The 19965-nt window shown below is 61.9% G+C and carries 19 protein-coding genes; 10 read left to right on the top strand and 9 right to left on the bottom strand.

All coding sequences use genetic code 11. The annotated features are described in order from the left end of the window. The first annotated feature begins 19 nt into the window (after positions 1-19). The 3 genes from AB4O35_RS02175 (at position 20) to AB4O35_RS02165 (ending at position 4036) form a co-directional block, all read left to right on the top strand. Positions 20-1675, top strand: coding sequence for an acyl-CoA dehydrogenase family protein (locus tag AB4O35_RS02175; protein WP_065945963.1), 1656 nt, complete (start codon positions 20-22; stop codon positions 1673-1675). A gap of 181 nt (positions 1676-1856) precedes the next feature. Next, the gene (amn, locus tag AB4O35_RS02170; protein ID WP_175403026.1) at positions 1857-3329 is read left to right on the top strand and encodes an AMP nucleosidase; all 1473 of its coding nucleotides are present in this window, start codon (positions 1857-1859) and stop codon (positions 3327-3329) included. Between the two features lie 71 nt (positions 3330-3400). Beyond that, positions 3401-4036 (top strand): pseudouridine synthase, encoded by a 636-nt coding sequence (locus AB4O35_RS02165; protein WP_460149500.1) that lies wholly within the window; start codon positions 3401-3403, stop codon positions 4034-4036. On the opposite strand, the gene AB4O35_RS02160 is transcribed toward AB4O35_RS02165, so the two are convergent. Together AB4O35_RS02160 and AB4O35_RS02155 are read right to left on the bottom strand one after the other, a co-directional pair. Then, entirely contained in the window at positions 4031-4240 is a 210-nt protein-coding gene (locus tag AB4O35_RS02160; protein ID WP_065891203.1) for a DUF2788 domain-containing protein, read from the bottom strand. The genes AB4O35_RS02165 and AB4O35_RS02160 overlap by 6 nt on opposite strands. A gap of 108 nt (positions 4241-4348) precedes the next feature. Beyond that, positions 4349-4828 carry an Lrp/AsnC family transcriptional regulator gene (locus AB4O35_RS02155; protein WP_017735654.1) on the bottom strand — a complete coding sequence of 160 codons (480 nt, stop codon included), beginning with the start codon at positions 4826-4828 and terminating at the stop codon, positions 4349-4351. Positions 4829-5225: 397 nt separating this feature from the next. Here AB4O35_RS02155 and AB4O35_RS02150 point away from each other — a divergent pair, with 397 nt between their 5' ends. Further along, on the top strand, positions 5226-6266 hold the full coding sequence (locus tag AB4O35_RS02150; protein WP_065873661.1) for a DUF6515 family protein: 1041 nt from the start codon (positions 5226-5228) through the stop codon (positions 6264-6266). Here the strand turns inward: AB4O35_RS02150 and AB4O35_RS02145 are convergent. Both AB4O35_RS02145 and AB4O35_RS02140 read right to left on the bottom strand, forming a co-directional pair. Further along, positions 6263-7156 carry a cation diffusion facilitator family transporter gene (locus AB4O35_RS02145; RefSeq protein WP_065873660.1) on the bottom strand — a complete coding sequence of 298 codons (894 nt, stop codon included), beginning with the start codon at positions 7154-7156 and terminating at the stop codon, positions 6263-6265. The two genes, AB4O35_RS02150 and AB4O35_RS02145, sit on opposite strands and share 4 nt — an antisense overlap. Before the next feature lie 15 nt (positions 7157-7171). Then, complete coding sequence (locus AB4O35_RS02140; RefSeq protein WP_065908926.1) at positions 7172-7591, bottom strand: polyribonucleotide nucleotidyltransferase; 420 nt, start codon at positions 7589-7591, stop codon at positions 7172-7174. 254 nt (positions 7592-7845) lie between these two features. On the opposite strand from AB4O35_RS02140, the gene hrpB reads away from it, so the two are divergent. Next, positions 7846-10353, top strand: a complete 2508-nt coding sequence (gene hrpB, locus AB4O35_RS02135) for an ATP-dependent helicase HrpB (RefSeq protein ID WP_065880400.1) — start codon at positions 7846-7848, stop codon at positions 10351-10353. A gap of 27 nt (positions 10354-10380) precedes the next feature. On the opposite strand, the gene AB4O35_RS02130 is transcribed toward hrpB, so the two are convergent. After that, positions 10381-11469 carry an endonuclease/exonuclease/phosphatase family protein gene (locus AB4O35_RS02130; RefSeq protein WP_065873657.1) on the bottom strand — a complete coding sequence of 363 codons (1089 nt, stop codon included), beginning with the start codon at positions 11467-11469 and terminating at the stop codon, positions 10381-10383. Between the two features lie 40 nt (positions 11470-11509). After that, a complete protein-coding gene (locus AB4O35_RS02125) occupies positions 11510-12169 on the bottom strand; it encodes a YciC family protein (RefSeq protein WP_065873734.1) in 660 nt (219 codons plus the stop codon). 178 nt (positions 12170-12347) lie between these two features. Between AB4O35_RS02125 and AB4O35_RS02120 the strand changes: the two genes are divergently transcribed. The 3 genes from AB4O35_RS02120 (at position 12348) to AB4O35_RS02110 (ending at position 14362) form a co-directional block, all read left to right on the top strand. After that, the gene (locus AB4O35_RS02120; protein WP_065945964.1) at positions 12348-13115 is read left to right on the top strand and encodes a DUF2076 domain-containing protein; all 768 of its coding nucleotides are present in this window, start codon (positions 12348-12350) and stop codon (positions 13113-13115) included. Between the two features lie 117 nt (positions 13116-13232). Beyond that, on the top strand, positions 13233-13709 hold the full coding sequence (locus AB4O35_RS02115) for a LabA-like NYN domain-containing protein (protein ID WP_065873655.1): 477 nt from the start codon (positions 13233-13235) through the stop codon (positions 13707-13709). Between the two features lie 41 nt (positions 13710-13750). After that, positions 13751-14362, top strand: a complete 612-nt coding sequence (locus AB4O35_RS02110) for a 3'-5' exonuclease (protein WP_065873654.1) — start codon at positions 13751-13753, stop codon at positions 14360-14362. 219 nt (positions 14363-14581) lie between these two features. On the opposite strand, the gene AB4O35_RS02105 is transcribed toward AB4O35_RS02110, so the two are convergent. Then, a complete protein-coding gene (locus tag AB4O35_RS02105; RefSeq protein ID WP_065873653.1) occupies positions 14582-15043 on the bottom strand; it encodes an Lrp/AsnC family transcriptional regulator in 462 nt (153 codons plus the stop codon). A gap of 160 nt (positions 15044-15203) precedes the next feature. Here AB4O35_RS02105 and yedA point away from each other — a divergent pair, with 160 nt between their 5' ends. Together yedA and AB4O35_RS02095 are read left to right on the top strand one after the other, a co-directional pair. After that, positions 15204-16100, top strand: a complete 897-nt coding sequence (gene yedA, locus AB4O35_RS02100; protein ID WP_065945965.1) for a drug/metabolite exporter YedA — start codon at positions 15204-15206, stop codon at positions 16098-16100. Between the two features lie 48 nt (positions 16101-16148). Continuing rightward, the gene (locus AB4O35_RS02095) at positions 16149-17483 is read left to right on the top strand and encodes a DEAD/DEAH box helicase (protein WP_065873651.1); all 1335 of its coding nucleotides are present in this window, start codon (positions 16149-16151) and stop codon (positions 17481-17483) included. A 121-nt stretch (positions 17484-17604) separates the two neighbouring features. Here the strand turns inward: AB4O35_RS02095 and AB4O35_RS02090 are convergent, their stop codons facing one another. After that, positions 17605-18831, bottom strand: a complete 1227-nt coding sequence (locus AB4O35_RS02090; protein WP_460149496.1) for a TIGR03862 family flavoprotein — start codon at positions 18829-18831, stop codon at positions 17605-17607. A 170-nt stretch (positions 18832-19001) separates the two neighbouring features. Further along, positions 19002-19922, bottom strand: coding sequence for a histone deacetylase family protein (locus AB4O35_RS02085; RefSeq protein ID WP_049711412.1), 921 nt, complete (start codon positions 19920-19922; stop codon positions 19002-19004). Between the last annotated feature and the right edge of the window lie 43 nt (positions 19923-19965).

Raw genomic sequence — 19965 nt, 5'->3', positions numbered from 1 at the left:
CTTTTTCAGGAGGCCCGTCATGAACCTGCATCAGTTTGCCGAGACCCACGACGTCACCAACCAACCGCCGTCCCTGGACGGCACTAACCTGTATCGCATCGACTTGCCACTGCAAGAATGGTCACGCCGCTGTGGCGCTGGCTGGGCGCAGGCGCGCATCGATGCCTACGGCGCGCTAGCCGGTGGGCCGCTGATGGAAGCCGGGTTCCTGGCCAATCAGAACAAACCGGTATTCAACAGCCATGACCGCTATGGTCATCGCATCGACCTGGTGGAATTTCACCCGGCTTATCACGAACTGATGCGCACCGCCGTCGAGCACGGCCTGCCGTCGCTGCCTTGGGCGCACCCGCAGTCCGGTGCCCATGTGGCCCGCGCTGCCATGACCTACCTGCACAGCCAGGCCGAAGCCGGTACCGGCTGCCCGCTGACCATGACCTTCGCCTGTGTGCCGGCGCTGCGTATGCAGCCAGAATTGGCTGACCTTTGGCTGCCGAAAATTCTCAGCACTCAATACGACCCACGCAATGTCGGCATCGCCCACAAGGCCGGGGCCACCATTGGCATGGCCATGACCGAGAAACAGGGCGGCACCGACGTGCGCGCCAATACCACCCGCGCTTACCCGGTCGGCGCGGGCGGCCCGGGGCAAGCCTATGAACTGGTGGGCCACAAATGGTTCTGTTCGGCGCCGATGTGTGATGCCTTCCTTACGCTGGCGCAAACCGACAAGGGCCTGTCCTGCTTCCTACTGCCTCGACATCGCCCGGATGACACGCGCAACGAGTTCTACATCCAACGCCTGAAAAACAAACTCGGCAACTGCTCCAACGCCTCCAGCGAAGTGGAGTTCCGTGGCGCCCTGGCCTGGATGATCGGCGAGGAGGGACGCGGCGTGCCGACCATCATCGAGATGGTCGCCATGACCCGCTTCGATTGCATGGTCGGCTCCAGCGCCCTGATGCGCCAGGCGCTGACCCAGGCCAGCCATCACTGTGCCCATCGCTCGGTGGGCGGCCGTGTACTCAGCGAGCAACCGCTGATGCAAAACGTGCTGGCTGACCTGGCACTGGAAAGTGAATCCGCGTTGGCCCTGAGCATGCGCATGGGCAAGGCCCTGGATAACCTGGGTGATGAGCAGGAAGCCAAGTTCGCCCGGCTGGTGACGGCGGTGGGCAAGTATTGGATCTGCAAGCGCGCCCCGGCCATGATCAACGAAGCCGCCGAGTGCATGGGCGGCGCCGGGTATGTGGAGGACAGCATCCTGCCGCGCCTGTACCGTGAGGCCCCGGTGAATTCGACGTGGGAAGGTTCCGGCAATGTGCAGTGCCTGGACGTGCTGCGCGCGTTGTCAAAAGAACCGGGTGTGCTGGAGGCGTTGTTTGTCGAACTCGGGGACGGGCACGGGGATAAGCCATTGGCGCGACATATTGAACAGCTGAAGTCAGCGTTTATGGACACTCAGGATATCCAGTACCGTGCGCGGCAGTTGACCGAGGATATCGCCGTGGCGTTGCAGGCCAAATTGTTGCAGGAGGCGGGGAATGCGGCGGTGAGTGATGGGTTTATTGCCAGCCGGTTGGGTGCGTCGTCCGGTCGGGTCTACGGGACTTTGCCGCGTGGTGTGGACGTGGAAGCGATTGTTGCCCGCTCGACACCTAACCCCTCTGACTAGACACGGTCAAAATGTGGGAGCGGGCTTGCTCGCGAATGCGGTGTATCAGTCACCTATTCAGTAGCTGACCCGCCGCATTCGCGAGCAAGCCCGCTCCCACATTATTGATCCCATTCCAATTCCGGTGTTTCAGTGAGCCTGGGATACAGGCAAGATAAAGGCCTGCAAGTCAGAACACAGGATGCTTACCGTGACCGAAGCTTTTGTTGTCGTTCAAACCGCTGAAGAAGCCGTGGATCGTCTGGCGGCCCTGCATGAGCGCGCTACCGGCGCGCTCAATCAAGCCCTCAAGCAGTACCTCAAAGACCGCGTCGAACCCGATGCCGAACAACGTGCGCTGTTTCGTTACCCGGAACTGCGCCTGACCTACCACTGCCACGGCGAAGTCCCACAGACCACTCGGGCGTACGCCAAGGTCCAGTTGCCGGGGACCTACAGTGTTACCGTCACCCATCCTGCGGCCTTCCGTAAGTACCTCCTGGAGCAACTGGTGCCGCTGATGCACGACTTCACCGTGACGGTGGAAGTGGGCGTCAGCCAGCAGAACATCCCGTACCCGTACGTGGTGGAGCAGGGCGACGAACTGGCCGGCTCCGGCGTGACCGCCGCGACCCTGGCCCGCGTGTTCCCCAGCACTGACCTGTCGGCTGCCACCGATGGCATCGCCGATGGCCTGTACGACTGGGAAAATACCGACCCGCTGCCGCTGGCGCTGTTCGATGCGGCCCGCGTTGACTTTTCCCTGCGCCGCCTGGTGCATTACACCGGTAGCGACTGGCGCCATGTGCAACCGTGGATCCTGCTGACCAACTACCACCGTTATGTCGACCAGTTCATCGTGCATGGCCTGGAGCAACTGCGCAGCGACCCACGGTTTATCCGGATGGTGCTGCCGGGCAACGTGGTTATCGACAAGAGCATGGACCACGGTGAAGCGTCGGCGATTGCCGCAGGCGTTGTGTGGCATCGTTATCAAATGCCGGCCTATCACTTGCAGGCCAGCGACGGCCACGGCGTGACCTTGGTGAACATCGGCGTCGGCCCGTCCAACGCCAAGAACATCACCGACCATTTGGCCGTGCTGCGCCCGCATTGCTGGCTGATGATCGGCCACTGCGGCGGCCTGCGCCAATCCCAGACCATCGGCGATTACGTACTGGCCCACGCCTATATGCGCCGCGACGGGATTCTCGACCGCGTAGTGCCGCCGAATATTCCGATCCCGGCCCTGGCCGAAGTGCAGATGGCCTTGCAGCAAGCGGCGGCCAACGTCACCGGCGAAAAAGGCGAAGAGCTGAAAAAACGCCTGCGCACCGGCACCGTGTTGACCTATGACGACCGTAACTGGGAGCTGCGCTGGGCCCAGGAACGCCCATTGATCAACCTGTCTCGCGCGGTGGCCGTGGACATGGAAAGCGGTACCATCGCGGCGCAAGGCTACCGCTTGCGTGTGCCTTACGGCACCTTGCTGTGCGTGTCCGATAAGCCGCTGCACAGCGAGATCAAACTGCCGGGTTCGGCCAACGCGTTCTATGAGCGCGCGGTCAGCCAGCACTTGAAGATCGGCATCGAAGCCGTGGACCTGCTGCGCACCGAGCTCAACTCGCTGCACTCGCGCAAACTGCGCAGCTTCGACGAACCGCCGTTTCGCTAAGCGGTTGGGATGGTCATTTAACGGTCAGGCCACTAGCATTGTCGGTCCTGACCGTTAGATGTTCCTTTGCCATGTCCCGTCCCACCCGTCCCGATTCGCGCCGCTCCGGCGTGAAGCCTCCGCATTCCGCAGCCCGTCGTGTCGCCAAGGCACCGCCGGCCGAGCCGAAGTTGATCCTGTTCAATAAACCGTTCGACGTGCTGACCCAGTTCAGCGACGAAGGCGGGCGCGCGACCCTCAAGGACTTTATCGACATTCCCGGCATCTACCCGGCCGGTCGCCTGGACCGTGACAGTGAAGGCCTGTTGCTGCTGACCAACGATGGCCAACTCCAGGCGCGGATTGCCGACCCCAGGCACAAACTGGCGAAAACCTACTGGGTACAAGTGGAAGGCGAGCCAACCGAAGAACAACTGCAACGGCTGCGTGACGGCGTCGAGCTGAACGACGGCAAGACCTTGCCCGCCGAAGCACGGCAGTTGGACGAGCCCGAGTTATGGCCGCGCAACCCGCCGGTGCGCTTTCGTAAAAGCGTGCCGACCCATTGGTTGGAGTTGGTGATTCGAGAAGGGCGCAACCGTCAGGTGCGGCGCATGACCGCCGCCGTGGGGTTGCCCACCTTGCGGCTGGTACGTGTGCGAATTGGCGATTGGACAATTGAAGGCCTGGATCAAGGCCAGTGGAAGGAAGTGCCGGCGCGCTTATAAGGCGCCGGACTCGATCAGGCCGATGACCACGCTCTTGATGATGAACGCGGCCACGCCCAGGCCCAGTACGAAGAACAGGATGAACGAGCCAAAGCGCCCGGCCTTGGATTTCTTCGCCAGGTCCCAGACGATAAAGCCCATGAAAATGATCAGGAGGGTGACCAGGCCGGTCATCATCCATTCTTCAAACAGGACGGGGTCGATGTTGTTCATTAGGGCTTTTCCAGCAGGGCAGGCGGGAAGTATACGGCAGCGTTACAGACGCAACATTGACCTGAGTCGGTCGCGGTCAATGTGGGAGCTTCATTGGTCTCAGGTACGCAGGTGGGTCAGCGGCAGTTCGGTGCTGTTGAGCACCTGGTTCAGCACAAAGCTCGACCGCACGCTGGTCACCCCATCAATGCGCGTCAGATGCCCCAGCAGCAACTTCTGGTAGTGATCCATATCCGGTACCACCACCTTCAACTGATAGTCAGCATCCATCCCCGTCACCAAACTGCATTCCAATACTTGGGGCAATGTGCGAATGGCCGCTTCGAAATTCTCGAAACGCTCGGGGGTGTGGCGGTCCATGCCGATCAGCACATAGGCCGTCAGGCTCAGGCCGAGCATCTTGCGGTCGAGCAAAGCGACCTGGCGGGCGATGTAGCCGTCGTCTTCCAACTGCTTGACCCGGCGCGAGCACGGCGAAGGCGACAAGCCGATACGTTCGGCCAACTCCTGGTTGGAGATCCTCGCATCGCGCTGCAATTCCGCCAAAATACTCAGGTCGTATCGGTCAAGCTTGCTCATTGGGTTGGCCTTTGTCGTAACTATTGCGGTGAATTATCTATGAAGGGTTAAAAATTGCGCAAGCACTGTTTATTGACGCAATCTTCGCAATCATCTGTCGGGCGCTCGCCTGTATCTTTATCAACAGAATCACCGCCTGGACAACAGTCCACAGCAGCGCGCCCAATCAGGCCCGTTGCGGCCGCCACCCCAGCAGGGTTGAGCCGGCCTCCAGGCTGCACACTGTCCACAAGACGGCGTGAGGTGAGCCAACGCCAAAAGCGTTGAGCCAGGACGAAGTTCTCAAGGGGTGGCCGACGGGTCACCCCTTTTCTTTTGCCTGCTGATAACCTGTCCAAGAACCGGGCCTCGCTTTTCCAGTCTCATGGACAGGCCCTAATCCGCAGTGAGGAATAGCATGAAGCGCATCTGGCGTTTGGCAGGTGTTGGTTTGCTGATGGTCACCGTTGGCGCCCAGGCAGTGGCCGACGAGCGTGATAACGCGCCGCGCGGTGAAGGCGGTGGTCAGCATGAAAGAGGGCCGGAGGGCGGACGGCCTGGGGGTAATGAACAGCCGCGGCCGCAGAATAACCCACCGCGTCCGCAGAACAATCAGCCTCGGCCGGAAAACAATCAGCCACGCCCGCAGAATCAGCATTTTGATCGCGGTGGTCAGAACGGTAGCGGCCAATGGCAGGGGCGTCCCCAGGGTAACGAGCAGGGGCGGCCGGTGCCGCAGCCCTCGAATAACCTGCCGATCCAGAGTCGCCCGGACACCGTGCGCCAGACCCAGGAGCCGCGCCAGGGCTACTACCGCGACATCCCTCGACGCAATGACGGTAACCAGCACTGGGAGGCCGGCGGCCCAGGCTCACGTCCGGGCGATAACCGCTGGCCCGGTCGCCCCGACGGCCATGGCAACGGCTGGGGCCCAGGGCCGCAGCATCGCCCTGGCTACGTGATCGACCGCTTCCCCGACCGCAACTACCGCGTGCCTTACCGTGGTCAGGATTACTTCTATTCCGGTGGCTACTGGTACCGCCCGCAAGGCCCGCGCTATGTGGTGGTGACGCCGCCGTACGGTATCCGGGTGCATTACCTGCCCGACTATGCACGTGAAGTGTGGATAGGCAGTGCGCTGTTCTTTCTTGCGGCGGGCTCTTATTACACCTACGAAAGCAGCTCCCAGCAGTATGTGGTGGTGCAACCGCCGACTGCCGTGCCGGCGCCGCAGCCCACGCCGCAAGGCAATGGCTATGACGTGGTGGCGTATCCCACCAACGGCCAGTCACCGGCCCAGGTGCAGCAGGACGGTTATGACTGTTATCGCTGGGCCGTGCAGCAAAGCGGTTTCGATCCGCAGCAAGTGACCTACGCCCCCGACCCGGCGGTGGTGCAAACCTACCGCCAGGCCCAGGGCAACTGCCTGAGCAGTCGCGGCTATCAGGTGCAGTACTAGGTTTTATTGCCCGTGACTACTTCCCGCGGGTCGGCGTGCACCAGCACTTCGGCGCGCGGGTAAGCCTTGTGAATGGCATCGGCGGCCTGATCGCTGATCCCGTGGGCGACTGACAGCGTCAACTCCCCCGGCAGCTCCAGGTGCAACTGCACAAACCAGTGGCTGCCGGAAATCCGCGTGCGCAGATCATGTGCACCCAACACCCCCGGTACGCCACGGGCCAGTTCCAACATGTGCTGGCTGACGTCCGGCGGCAGCTCTTCATCCATCAACACCGCAAAACTTTCCCGAGCGATCTGGATTGCGCTCCACAAGATGTAGGCAGCGATGCCCAGGCCGAACCAGGCGTCCACTTGATGGTAGCCAAAACCCGCCAGCACCAGCGCCACCAGGATGCTCCCATTGAGCATCAGGTCTGAGCGGTAGTGCAGCGAATCCGCGCGCACGGCGTTGGAGCCGGTTTCGCGGATCACCCGGTGTTGCAGCATTAATAAGGCGACGGTCAACGCCAGGGAAAACACGATCACACCAATGCTCAACCATGGCGCGCCCACCGGTTCCGGGTGCTGCAGCCGCTCGTAGGCCTGGAACGCGATCAGCACCGCACTGCCGCCGATAAACAGCGCTTGCGCCATGCCCGCCAGCGATTCTGCCTTGCCATGCCCATAACGGTGATCGTCATCGGCCGGGCGCAGCGCGTAATGCACCGCGAGCAAATTCAACAGCGAGGTCACGCCGTCCAGCAGCGAGTCGGTCAACCCGGCGAGCATGCTCACCGAGCCGCTGAACCACCAGGCGATGGCCTTGGTGATAATCAACGCACAGGCCACACCCACCGAAGCGCGGGTGGCCAGGCGCAAGAGCCTGGCGTGTTCGGGACTGCTGGTCATAGACGGCTCGACTCCTTACGCAGCGGATTGCAGGCCCAGGCTGGCGAGCTGTTGCACGCTGCCTTTGAACTGGATCATGCGCGGGTCGTCCAGCGGCAGGGTGCGGCCGGTTTCTTTCTGAATGATGCTTTGCAGCTTGGCATTGTCGACCTTGCCGTCGGCGCCGATGGCTTCGTGGAGTTTTTCCGGGGCGACTTGGGCGGTCTTGCCCGGTTCGAAGTAGATGGCGCCGGTGGCGAAGTCCACACCAAAGGCGATCAGGCCTGGGATTACGTAGAACAGCAGGCCCACGGCATCGAGCACGGCAATCGTCGGGTCGATCTTGCCGTCGATCTGGCCGCGGCGGTCCGGGTAGAAGATCGATCCGCAAGCCGTCAGTTGGCTCAGCAGGGTGACGGCGAGGACACCGCCAATGACACGGGAAGCGATACGCATAAAAAATCTCCTGAACACGATTGAAAGGTGACTATAAGCCAGATCTACCAGGCGACGATGTTCAAATGTGGGAGCGGGCTTGCTCGCGAATGCGGTCTTTCAGTTAATACATCTGCTGACTGATCCACCGCATTCGCGAGCAAGCCCGCTCCCACATTCAACCGTGTTCCCATTAGGATCGGGTTGTGTCTTTGAGACCAGCGTCGGCATCCGGCAGTTCGCCGTTATACTCGCCGCTCTGCTTTGGAGCCAGTATGAATTCGTTGCCGATTGATGATGTTTTACCCGCCCTGCGTGACGCCTTGGCGAATCGCCATGAAGCCGTGCTGGAAGCGCCGCCCGGCGCCGGTAAAACCACCCGCGTGCCCTTGGCCTTGTTGAATGAGCCATGGCTGGCCGGGCAAACCATCCTGATGCTCGAACCGCGTCGCCTGGCCGCCCGCGCCGCTGCCGAGCGCTTGGCCAGCGAGCTGGGTGAAAAAGTCGGTGAAACCGTCGGTTATCGCATTCGGCTGGACAGCAAAGTCGGCCCCAACACGCGCATCGAAGTGGTCACCGAAGGCATTCTCACTCGCCGCCTGCAGGACGACCCGGCGTTGGACGGCGTGGGCCTGCTGATTTTCGACGAGTTCCACGAGCGCAGTCTCGACGCCGACCTGGCGTTGGCCCTGAGCCTGAACGGCCGCGACCTGTTTCGCGATGAGCAGCCGCTGAAAATCCTGCTGATGTCCGCCACCCTCGAAGGCGAACGCCTCGCCAGCCTACTGGACAACGCGCCGATCCTGCGCAGTGAAGGGCGCATGTTCCCGGTGCAGATGCGTTGGGGGCGGCCGTATCAGGCGGGTGAATTTATCGAGCCGCGCCTGGTGCAGACCATCCTTGAAGCCCTGCATGACGAAACCGGCAGCGTGCTGGTGTTCTTGCCGGGGCAGGCGGAGATTCGGCGGGTCAATCAACAACTGGCCGACGCCCTGGGTGATCGTACCGATGTGCTGCTGTGCCCACTGCATGGCGAACTGGATTTGAACGCCCAGCGCGCTGCTATCGATCCCGCGCCCGCTGGCAAACGCAAGGTCGTGCTGGCGACCAACATCGCCGAGACCAGCCTGACCATCAATGGCGTGCGCGTGGTGATCGACGCCGGCTTGGCCCGCGTGCCGCGCTTCGACCCGGGCAGCGGCATGACCCGCCTCGACACCCAGCGCATCTCCCGCGCCAGCGCCACGCAACGGGCTGGCCGGGCAGGGCGCCTGGAACCTGGTGTGTGTTATCGCTTGTGGTCCGAGGACCAGCATGAAGGCCTGGCTGCTTACGGCAGCGCGGAGATCCTCGCCGCCGACCTGGCGGGTTTGGCCTTGCAGTTGGCGCGTTGGGGTGTGACGCCTACACAACTGGTGTGGCTGGATGTACCGCCGACCGCTGCGTATGCCCAGGCGCAGGACTTGCTGATGCGCCTCGGCGCCATGAATGAAGGCACACTCACCGCGCACGGCCAGAAGATGGCCGAGTTGCCTGCTCATCCACGTATTGCCCATTTACTCTTGCGCGGGCAGGACTTGGGGCTCGCGGCGACGGCGTGTGATGTTGCCGCCCTGCTGGGTGAGCGCGACATCTTGCGCGGTGGCGGCGCGGATTTGCACAGCCGCCTGGCGCTGTTGTCCGGCGAAGAACGTGCGCGTGGCACGCAAGGCGGCGTACAGCGCGCCAAGCAACTGGCCCGGCAATATCGCGGCTACCTGAGAGGCAAGGCCACGCAACCGGTGGTCGATCCCGATCACCCGCGCTGGCTCGGCGCCTTGCTCGCCCTGGCCTACCCGGACCGCGTCGCCCAGCAACGCCGTCCCGGTGGCGCCGAATACCGTCTGGCCAATGGCCGTGCCGCGTTGTTCGCCGAGGCCGACAGCCTGATGAAGCAACCCTGGCTGGTGATCGCCGACCTGGGCAGCCGCCAGGGCCAGCGTGAAGAACGCATCTACCTGGCAGCGGATTTTGATCCGGCGCTGTTCGACACGGTGCTGGCCGAGCAAGTGCGCAATGTCGACCAATTGGATTGGGACGAGCGCGAAGGCGTCCTGCGCGCCGAACGCCAACGCAAAGTCGGCGAACTGGTGCTCAGCCGCGAACCACTGACCGGCCTCGACGAATCCGCGCGCAGCCAGGCGCTGGTCAACCTGGTGCGCCGCAAAGGCCTTGAACTGCTGCCGTGGACGCCTGAGCTACGGCAATGGCAGGCTCGCGTCATGCTGCTGCGCCAACTCGACGCCGGCAAAACCAGCGAATGGCCCGACATCAGTGACAGCGCCTTGCTCGCCAGCCTTGAACACTGGCTGATGCCGTACTTGGGCAAAGTCTCGCGCCTGAGTCATTTCGCCAACCTGGATATCGCCAGCTACCTGCACAACCTGCTGCCGTGGCCGCTGCCACAGCGCCTCGATGAACTGGCTCCGCAGCATGTGAAAGTGCCGTCGGGTTCGTCAGTGCGCTTGGACTACAGCGAACACCCGCCGATTCTGGCAGTGCGTTTGCAGGAATTGTTCGGGCTGGCGGACACCCCGCGCATTGCCGGCGGGCGTCAGGTGGTGAAGTTGCACCTGCTGTCCCCGGCGCGGCGGCCGGTACAGGTGACCCAGGACCTGGCGAACTTCTGGCGCAGTACCTACGCCGACGTGAAGAAGGATTTGAAGGGGCGGTATCCGAAACATTACTGGCCGGATGATCCGTTGGTGGCCGAGGCGACGGCACGGATCAAACCGCGAAAGTAGGCGCAACAGCTATCTATGTGGTGTGGGTTATTGCGCGGCGGGCAGCAGGAAGCGTGCGATCACCGGCAAATGATTGGAGATGCGCAGCGTGTCTTCCTGGCGCACCTTGGCTTCCACCCGCTTGATCCGTGGGCTGTAGAACAGGTAATCCAACGTGCGATCTGGGCCGTCCACGCTCGGGTCATTCGGGAAGTGCGTCAGCCATTTCTCACGGTCGATGCCGCTGGATTGGCTGTTGCTGGGGATCATCGGGTATTTGTCCCACAGCATATGCAGCTCGCTGTCCGGCGAATATTGCCCGCGCTTACCGGCGTCCAAACGCAGGAATTGACCCAGGGGCAGCAGGTTGAAATCCCCGCCGATCAGCCAGGGTGTGCCACGGCCTTCGAGTCTGTCCAGCAGTTTGACCGTGGTGTTTACTTGCTCCTGCACCGCGCTGCGTCCGGGGGCATCGCCGTCCAGGCGCGTGTTGATCACTGCCAGTTGGCCGCCGTCGCTGAGCGGCAGGTAGGTCAGCAGCAAGGCCGGCTTGGGTTGGAACTGGCGGCTGAGGATATTGGCCTCGGATGCCGGCAATTGCAGGCGTTCGGCGTGTTCGATCTGGTAGCGGCTGAGGGTCGCCAATTTGCGGCCGACACTGCCGAAGATATGCAGGTTTGGCACAAAGTCGGCTTTCCAGTCGAACGTCTGGGCACTGCACGGGTAGAGGTCGACCAGGCGTTCCTGCAAAAGGGCGAGCTGGTCTTGGTAGTGGGAAGGCTTGGCGTTTTCGTCGAGTTCCTGCAGCAGCAGGATGTCGGGTTGTTCGTCGCGAATCACCCGCGCCACTTCGTCGAGGCTGGCGGCCATGTCTTCAACCGTGGGGCGATCATCGGGGCCGCTGCCGTCGGCGGTGTCGTACCAGAACACGTAGTTCTTGCCGGCCAGGTATTGCACGTTCCAGGTCATGACCTTGAGCGCCTGCCCCGGCAGCAAGGTCGGCGCACGCGGGGCGACGCAGCTCACCGGCAGGGTTTCCTTGGCCTCGGGGCGCCAGGTCAAGCTGTAGATCAAGGCCGTCAGCAGGCCCGCGACGATCAGCAGGCCCAGCAGGGTGATGCGCAATAAACGGGTCATCGGCTCGGCTTATAGCGTTTCAAGAGTGGTGCGGAGCATATCACCGCGCGTCGGCATCGCCACCGATCAACATGAATAAACGGAACAGCACCACGCTGGTAAACAGTTGAAGGAAGCTGTGGGCGCTGTCCATCAATAGGCCCAGCAGCGGCGCCGGTTCTGGATAGGCTGCCACGCTGGCGCCTTTGAGCAGCCACAACGGTGTCATCACGCACAGCAGGCACACCAGGATTCGCCAGAAATGCCCACGGGTCAGGCGGAAGCTTTCCTTCATGGCCTCCAGCGCCGGCATGCCGCGCAGCACCAGCAAGTATTCGGCGAACGCCAGCACCACCATCAGCCACAGGCCCGGCAGGAAATACAGCGACAGCCCCAGCAGAATCAGCAGCGTGCTCATGGCCGTCAGCAGGGCGAAGCGCGGCCACAGGGTCAGGGCCATGGCCCATACGTCCTGGGTGCGCGGCGACTCGCCACGGGTGCGGGCATCCAGGAACAGAATCAACGCGCCGGTGTACAGCGGGTAGACCAGCAACCCCACCACCACGCTGTAACCGGGGAACGCGTCCGGGCCGACCATGTGGTTGAGCACCTGTTGCAGCAGGGCTTCGAGAATCACCAGCGGCAAACATAGCTGGACGATGGCGCCCAAGTTGTGTCGGGTGAAACGCAAGGAGTCGCGCAATACGTCTAACGGATTCATCAAGTTCATCGCAGGCCTGAAAGCAAGGGCAACACTTTAACCGATCAAGGCTGGCGGTACGCAAACGTAAACCTTGAGTAAAGACCATTGAAACAACTCGTAACACCCCCATAACTGAGACAGCGCCTGATTAAAGGCGAGACCACGATTTTTCTACCGGCAATCTAACGAGGTCGCCATGAACAGCGAAGAGCAAACCCTGATCGATGGACTGTTTTCACGGTTGCAGCAAGCCGAAACGGACTCAGCCCCCCGCGACGCCCAGGCCGAAGCGCGGATCAAGGAGCACATGACTCGCCAACCGGCGGCCGGGTATTACATGACCCAGTCGATCCTGGTGCAGGAACACGCGCTCAAGACACTCGACGCGCAGAACAAACAACAGGCGCAGCAAATCCAGCAATTGCAGGAGGAGTTGCAACGGGCCAAATCCGCGCAACCCACCGCTTCGGGTGGCGGTGGTTTCTTGTCGAGCATCTTTGGCGGAGGCGGTTCACGTGATTCGCAACCGGCACAGAGCGCGCCGGCCTCTTCCGGCGGCGGCTGGCGTGAACCGGCGCGGCCTTTCTTTGGCCAGCCTGCGCCGCAGCAAAACTACGGCGCCCCGCAGCAGAATTATCAACAGCCACAGCAAGCGCCAGCCGCTCCAATGGGCAGTGGTTTCCTCGGTGGCGCGTTGAAAACTGCTGCCGGTGTGGCCGGTGGTGTGATGTTGGCAGAGGGCATCAGCAGCCTGTTCAACCACAACTCGCAACAGCCGCAAGTCGTCGAGGAAATCATCCGCGAAGAGCCCGCGCCTGCCAGTGACAGCGGCAACTGGGGCAACGATGACCAGAAGTTTGCCGGCAATGACAACTGGGGCAACGACAACGCCTCGGACAGCTTTGCCGACAGCGATTACTCCGACGATTCTTCTTCCTTCGGCGACGACGATTCCTTCGTCTGACGCACCTTGACCGGGGTGCTTCGTCGCCCCGGTCTGATTTTTCCCGGAAACGTTCTCGCGGCTGGCATACTGGCAGCCTTTCCGGGCGCTGGCGCCTGGCTGTCATGAGGAAGTGCGGTGAAGAAAATTGCAGTGTTCGCCGATGTGCAAAACCTCTACTACACCGTCCGCCAGGCCTATGGTTGCCACTTCAACTACGCCGCCCTGTGGGCTGACATCAGCTCGCGGGGGCAGATTGTCGAGGCCTATGCGTACGCCATCGACCGCGGCGACAGCAAGCAGCAGCAATTCCAGCAGATCCTGCGCAACCTGGGCTTTACGGTAAAACTCAAACCCTACATCCAGCGCAGCGACGGCTCGGCCAAGGGCGACTGGGACGTGGGCATCACCCTCGACATCATGGACGCCGCCGACCACGTCGACGAAATCGTGCTGGCCTCCGGCGACGGTGATTTCGACATGCTGCTCGACCGCATCATCCACAAGCACGGCGTTGAAGCCGTGGCTTACGGCGTGCCGGGGCTGACGGCCAACTCACTGATCCGCGCTGCCAGTCGCTACGTACCCATCGAAGGCGCGTTGCTGCTCAAATAAGCGCTGCGGCTTAATACATTGTTAGACGGAGTTGGAACAGGTTGGAACGTATAGCGGTCATCGACTTTGAAACCACCGGCATCACCCCGAGCAGCCACTGCCGCGCTACGGAAATCGCCGTGGTTATCCTGGAACGCGGCCAGATCGTGGACCGCTACCAGAGCCTGATGAACGCCGGGGTACGCGTCCCCGGTTTTATCGAACAACTCACCGGCATCAGCAACGCCATGCTGCGCAGCGCACCGCCGGCTGAGCGGGTTATGAATGAAGTCAATGAATTCGTCGGCACCACGCCCTTGATGGCGCACAATGCCGCGTTCGACCAGAAGTTCTGGGACTACGAACTGGGCTTGATCCGCCGCACCCGCCTGCAGAAATTTGCTTGTTCGCTACTGCTGGCTCGCCGGTTGATGCCCACCGCGCCCAACCACAAACTCGGCACGCTCAACGCCTTCGCCCAACTGCCCCACACCGGCAAGGCTCACCGGGCGATGGCGGATGCGGAGATGGCCGCCAACCTGACCGCGCACCTGGCCCAGCAACTGCGCGGCACCCACGGCCTGCGCGAACTGTCCCATGAGTTGCTGTGCACCTTGCAAAAAGTGCCGGCGGCGAAGATCAATGAGCACCTGAAGAAACATCGCGGGTTCTGATCCGCCTTTGTAGTGAGCGGGCTTGCCCCGCGCTGGGCCCCAAAACCTGGCACCGAGTGCTAACTGAAAAATCGCGGCGGCCTTATTGGGGCTGCTTCGCAGCCCAGCGCGGGGCAAGCCCGCTCACTACAACGCCCGATCCACACCCATAGTTGACCGCGTGCAGTCCAGGTAACTCGGTTCATTGTGGGAGCCGGGCTTGCCCGCGATGGCGGTGGGTCAGCCGCCACTCTTCCCGATCCCCTCCAACTGCCCCAACGGCACCCGCCGCTCTATCGCGCTCGACAAAATGATCGAGGTCTTGCTGAACCCGAACTTCGCCACCCGATTAATCAGGTTTTCCAGCTCCGGCATGGTGCCCACTGCCGCTTGCATGATCACGCACGGATCACCCGTTACCCGATGGCACTCGGTCAGCTCAGGGATCTGCGCCAAGGCGTCGTAGGTCTTTTGGCTGCCGTGGTTAGTCAGCCGCAACTCCATCACGCATTGAATTGGCAAGCCGACTTTGGACAGGTCCACCTTGGCCTGATAACCGGTGATCACGCCACTGGCCTCAAGCTTCGCCACTCGCTCAGCGACGGCGGGGGCGGAGAGGTTTACCTTGCGGGCGAGTTGCGCGTAGGAGGCGCGGCCGTCTTCGAGCAGGGCGCTGAGGAGCAGGCGGTCGTATTTGTCCATGATAAGGCTCCGGTAACGCGTGGCTTTCGAAAGCATGGCTTATAGCGCTGATTACCATGCTTTGAAAAGTGTATGGGCGGTTTAAACAGGTTTTGTAACTTATGTTTATCGACCTGCTTTTTTAGAATAAGCCTCCCTACATCTGCCATAGAGCTGCCCAATGCCTGGCCCACGTCGCTTTCCCTTACCGTTGATCGCCGCCTTTTTTGCGTTGTATGTGATCTGGGGGTCTACCTACCTAGTGATCCGGATTGGTGTGGAGTACTGGCCGCCGTTGATGTTGGGTGGGATTCGCTTTTTGCTGGCGGGCGCGGCGATGTATGGCTATTTACGCTGGAGCGGGGCGCCGGCGCCGACTTGGGAGCAGTGGAAGGCCGCCGCCAAAATCGGCATTTTGCTGCTGACTTTCGGCAACGGCGCGGTGACGTTGGCCGAACACTCGGGTGTGTCGTCCGGCGTTGCCGCACTGGCCGTGGCAACGGTGCCGTTGTTCACCTTGCTCTGTGGCTATTTCTGGGGCGCGCGTAATACCCGACTGGAATGGGCCGGGGTGGTCCTGGGGATTATCGGCATCGCCATGCTCAACATGGGCAGCACGTTGCAATCGAGCCCAACGGGCGCTGCCTTGTTGTTATTTGCTGCCGCTTCGTGGGCATTTGGTTCGGTGTGGAGCCGGCGCTTGCCGCTGCCTCAAGGGGCCATGGCCAGTGCCGCAGAAATGTTGGTGGCCGGCGTCACGTTGTTGATCGGCAGCGCGTTGACCGGTGAACGCCTGCAGGCTATGCCACCGCTGGAAGGTTGGCTGGCCCTGGCTTATCTGGCTGTATTCGGTTCGATCATCGCCTTTAACGCTTATATGTACCTGCTCAAGCATGTACGCCCGGCGGCGGCTACCAGCTATGCCTACGTCAACCCGGCGGTGGCGGTGTTGTTGGGGATCGTATTCGTGGGCGAGACCATCGGCATGGAAGAAGCCCTGGCCATGTTGGTGATTATCAGCGCGGTGCTATTGATCAGCCTGCCCCAGTGGCGCAAGCCGAGGCCGGAAATAAGGTAAACTGCGGCGCATTACGCCCTTGCGCTGAATTTTTCCTACGGTAAATACATGACTTTCGCCACCCTTGGCCTGATCGAACCCTTGCTGCGCGCCCTTGAGACGCTTGGCTACCAGACCCCGACGCCGGTGCAGGCGCAAGCCATTCCGGCGGTGCTGGCCGGTCGCGACCTGATGGCCGCGGCCCAGACCGGCACCGGCAAGACCGCCGGTTTCGCCGTGCCGCTGCTGCAACTGTTGACGATGGAAGGGCCGAAAGTCGCTGCCAACTCGGCGCGTGCGCTGATCCTGTGCCCAACCCGCGAGCTCGCCGAACAGGTTCACGCCAGCGTTGCCGAGTACGCGCAAAACCTGCCGCTGACCACTTACGCCGTGTACGGCGGCGTGAGCATCAACCCGCAGATGATGAAGCTGCGCAAAGGCGTCGACATCCTGGTCGCTACGCCTGGCCGCCTGATTGACCTGTTCCGCCAGAACGCGCTGAAACTCAACCAGCTGCAAACCCTGGTGCTGGATGAAGCCGACCGCATGCTCGACCTGGGCTTCTCCGAAGAGCTTGCCAACATTTATCGCATGCTGCCGAAAAAGCGCCAGACCCTGCTGTTCTCCGCCACCTTTTCCGACGAGATCCGCACGCTGGCCGGTCAGATGCTCAACGACCCGCTGACCATCGAAGTCAGCCCGCGCAACGTCGCCGCCAACACCGTGAAGCAATGGGTGGTGCCGGTGGACAAGAAGCGTAAGGCTGAGCTGTTTGTGCACCTGATGCGCAAAGGCCGTTGGAAGCAGGTGCTGGTGTTCGCCAAGACCCGTAACGGCGTGGATGCGCTGGTGGATAAGTTGCAAGGCCTGGGCATCAATGCCGACGGCATCCATGGCGACAAGCCGCAAGCCACCCGTCAACGTGCGCTGGACCGTTTTAAATCGAGTGATGTGCAGATCCTGGTGGCTACCGATGTGGCGGCCCGTGGCCTGGACATCGAAGACCTGCCGCTGGTGGTCAACTTTGACCTGCCGATTGTGGCCGAGGATTACATCCACCGCATCGGCCGCACCGGGCGTGCGGGCAATACCGGTGAAGCGATTTCCCTGGTGTGCGCCGATGAGGTGAACATGCTATCGGCCATTGAGATGCTGACGCGTCAGACGCTGAGCCGGCATATGGAGCAGGATTTCGAACCGGAGCATCGCGTGCCGGACACCGATGCCAGCGGGCAAGTGGTGAAGAAGCCGAAAAAACCGAAGAAGCCTAAAACGTCGGGTGGTGGCGGTAAGCGCAACCTGGGTAAGTGGGTGGACAGTGGGGATGCGGCACCGGTGGAGCCTTCGATCAAACCGGTGCGCAAGGTGCCTGTGTTTAATACTGGGCCGCGTAAGAAGAAGTGATTGTGCGGCGTTGCTGATGGCCTCATCGCAGGCAAGCCAGCTCCCACATTTGACGGTGTTCACACATCAAAATGTGGGCGCTGGCTTGCCTGCGATGGCGGCTCTAGATTCACCACACATCTCAGCGGTTAAGCCATTCCAGCATGCCACGCCCAGCCGCCCGTCCGCTGGCAAAGCATCCCGTCAGTAGGTAGCCCCCCGTCGGCGCTTCCCAATCCAGCATCTCCCCCGCACAAAACACCCCCGGCAATTGCTTGAGCATCAAGCGCTCATCCAACGCCTCAAACGGCACGCCGCCTGCCGTGCTGATCGCCTCATCCATCGGTCGCGTCTTCACCAGCGTCAACGGCAGCGCCTTGATAGCCACCGCCAGTTGCGCCGGATCGTTGAAGTGCTCTGCCGGTGCCAACTCACGCAACAGCGCCGCTTTCACCCCATCCAACCCCAACTGACTGTGCAAATGCTTGCTCATCGAGCGCGAGCCACGTGGCTTGGCCAAGGCAGCCTGGACCTTATCCAGCGGTTTGCTCGGCAACAGGTCGATGTGCACCGTGGCCGAACCGTCGCGGTTGATCGCTTCGCGAATCGGCGCCGACAGTGCGTAGATCAAACTGCCCTCAATGCCGGTGGCAGTGACCACACATTCCCCTAACCGAGGCTTGTCATCCCCCAAGCCGATGGCGACGTTTTTCAACGGCGCACCGGCGAATTTACTGACCATCAATTCGCTCCAGGCCGACACCTCGAAGCCACAATTACTGGGTTGCAATGGGATGTAAGGCACGCCTTTGTCTTCCAGCAACTTGAGCCAGGCACCGTCAGACCCCAGCCGCGACCAACTGCCGCCGCCAAGGGCCAGCAACGCTGCATCGCTGTGGACAGTTTTCTCGCCATCCGGGCTGTGGATAAGTAAGTCGCCCTCGGTATTCCAGCCCACCCAGCGATGGCGAGTGTGGATAACCACGCCTTGATCGCGCAGGCGCTTGAGCCACGCACGCAGTAGGGGAGCGGCTTTCATGTCCGTAGGAAATACGCGGCCGGAGGTGCCGACAAAGGTTTCGATGCCCAAGCCATGAATCCATTCGCACAACGCTTCGGCACCAAACCCACGCAACAAGGGCGCCATATGCGGCGCGCGCTCGGCGTAACGTGACAGGAACGCCGGGTACGCCTCGGAATGGGTGATGTTCATGCCGCCCACGCCGGCCAGCAGGAACTTGCGCCCCACCGAGGGCATGCCGTCGTACAGGTCCACGCGCACGCCCGCCTGGCTCAAGACTTCAGCAGCCATCAGTCCGGCAGGGCCGCCGCCGATAATGGCAACGTGAGGAGGAGGGGTCTGAGGCATGGGCAAGGCTACGGTCGCTGAATAGGCCGAGCATTCTACCCGAGGACGGCACAACTGCCTGATCAAAAAATGTACAACTTCCTACAGGCCATACTGCTTCTGGCTTTCAGGCGCTTACGCTCAACTTATCCACAGGTGGTTCCACAGGCATTGTGGGTAACGCCCACGGTTCAATGACAACCTGATGACGTCCACACCCGTTGCGCACTGTGGTGGAGGATGCCGTGGCGGCGGGCGAGGGCCGGGCGGTCCTTGCTGTAGCCGCCGCCGATCACGCCCATCACCGGGATGTCGCGGCCCAGGCAGTGGCGCATGACGCTTTCGTCGCGGGCGGCGACGCCTTGGTCTGTCAGCTTGAGGTAACCGAGGGCGTCGTCTTTATGTACATCGACGCCCGCGTCGTACAACACCAAGTCCGGTTGATAGAGCGGCAACAGGTAGTTAAGGGCGTCGTCCACCACCTTGAGGTAATCGGCATCGCCCATGCCCATCGGCAGCGGAATGTCCCAGTCGCTCTGGGCTTTGCGCGCCGGGAAGTTCTTTTCACAGTGCAGCGACACGGTGATGGCGTCCGGCGTGTCGTGGAGGATGCGCGCGGTGCCGTCACCCTGGTGCACGTCGCAGTCGAAGATCAGCACGCGGTTGACCCGGCCGCTGGCCAGCAGGTAATGGCTGATCACGGCCAGGTCATTGAAGATGCAAAAACCGGCCGGGTAATCGTAATGCGCGTGATGGGTGCCACCGGCCAGGTGGCAGGCCAGGCCGTGTTCCAACGCCTGTTCCGCCGCCAGGATAGAGCCGCCGACTGCACGCACGGTGCGCCGGGCCAAGGCTTCGCTCCAAGGCAGGCCGAGGCGCCGTTGGTCTTCGCGGGACAACTCGCCGCTCATATAGCGCTCGATATACCCAGCGTCATGGGCCAGGGCCAGAATCTGCGGTGGGCACAGTGGCGGGCGCAGCAGTTGGCTGTCCTCGGTCAGGCCGCTGTCTACCAGGTGGTCGCGCAACAGGCGGAATTTGTCCATGGGGAAGCGATGGTCCGCCGGGAACTCGGGGCTGTAGTCATCGTGGTAGATCAATGGCAAAGGCATGGGATTTTCTGACGGGAACCTGCGACGGATCTTACCAGCGCTG

The organism is Pseudomonas sp. H1_A03 (assembly GCF_054685145.1).
Note: the sequence above shows the minus strand (reverse complement) of the source record. Positions and strands in the feature narration are given on the sequence as shown.

Excerpts from the sequence above, each read along its gene's own strand:
- AB4O35_RS02150 (WP_065873661.1), top strand. The coding sequence starts at position 5,226 with ATGAAGCGCATCTGGCGTTTGGCAGGTGTTGGTTTGCTGATGGTCACC.
- AB4O35_RS02165 (WP_460149500.1), top strand. The coding sequence starts at position 3,401 with ATGTCCCGTCCCACCCGTCCCGATTCGCGCCGCTCCGGCGTGAAGCCT.
- AB4O35_RS02145 (WP_065873660.1), bottom strand. The coding sequence starts at position 7,156 with ATGACCAGCAGTCCCGAACACGCCAGGCTCTTGCGCCTGGCCACCCGC.
- hrpB (WP_065880400.1), top strand. The coding sequence starts at position 7,846 with ATGAATTCGTTGCCGATTGATGATGTTTTACCCGCCCTGCGTGACGCC.
- AB4O35_RS02120 (WP_065945964.1), top strand. The coding sequence starts at position 12,348 with ATGAACAGCGAAGAGCAAACCCTGATCGATGGACTGTTTTCACGGTTG.
- AB4O35_RS02140 (WP_065908926.1), bottom strand. The coding sequence starts at position 7,591 with ATGCGTATCGCTTCCCGTGTCATTGGCGGTGTCCTCGCCGTCACCCTG.
- AB4O35_RS02090 (WP_460149496.1), bottom strand. The coding sequence starts at position 18,831 with ATGCCTCAGACCCCTCCTCCTCACGTTGCCATTATCGGCGGCGGCCCT.
- AB4O35_RS02130 (WP_065873657.1), bottom strand. The coding sequence starts at position 11,469 with ATGACCCGTTTATTGCGCATCACCCTGCTGGGCCTGCTGATCGTCGCG.
- yedA (WP_065945965.1), top strand. The coding sequence starts at position 15,204 with ATGCCTGGCCCACGTCGCTTTCCCTTACCGTTGATCGCCGCCTTTTTT.
- AB4O35_RS02095 (WP_065873651.1), top strand. The coding sequence starts at position 16,149 with ATGACTTTCGCCACCCTTGGCCTGATCGAACCCTTGCTGCGCGCCCTT.
- amn (WP_175403026.1), top strand. The coding sequence starts at position 1,857 with ATGCTTACCGTGACCGAAGCTTTTGTTGTCGTTCAAACCGCTGAAGAA.
- AB4O35_RS02105 (WP_065873653.1), bottom strand. The coding sequence starts at position 15,043 with ATGGACAAATACGACCGCCTGCTCCTCAGCGCCCTGCTCGAAGACGGC.
- AB4O35_RS02175 (WP_065945963.1), top strand. The coding sequence starts at position 20 with ATGAACCTGCATCAGTTTGCCGAGACCCACGACGTCACCAACCAACCG.
- AB4O35_RS02085 (WP_049711412.1), bottom strand. The coding sequence starts at position 19,922 with ATGCCTTTGCCATTGATCTACCACGATGACTACAGCCCCGAGTTCCCG.
- AB4O35_RS02155 (WP_017735654.1), bottom strand. The coding sequence starts at position 4,828 with ATGAGCAAGCTTGACCGATACGACCTGAGTATTTTGGCGGAATTGCAG.
- AB4O35_RS02125 (WP_065873734.1), bottom strand. The coding sequence starts at position 12,169 with ATGAATCCGTTAGACGTATTGCGCGACTCCTTGCGTTTCACCCGACAC.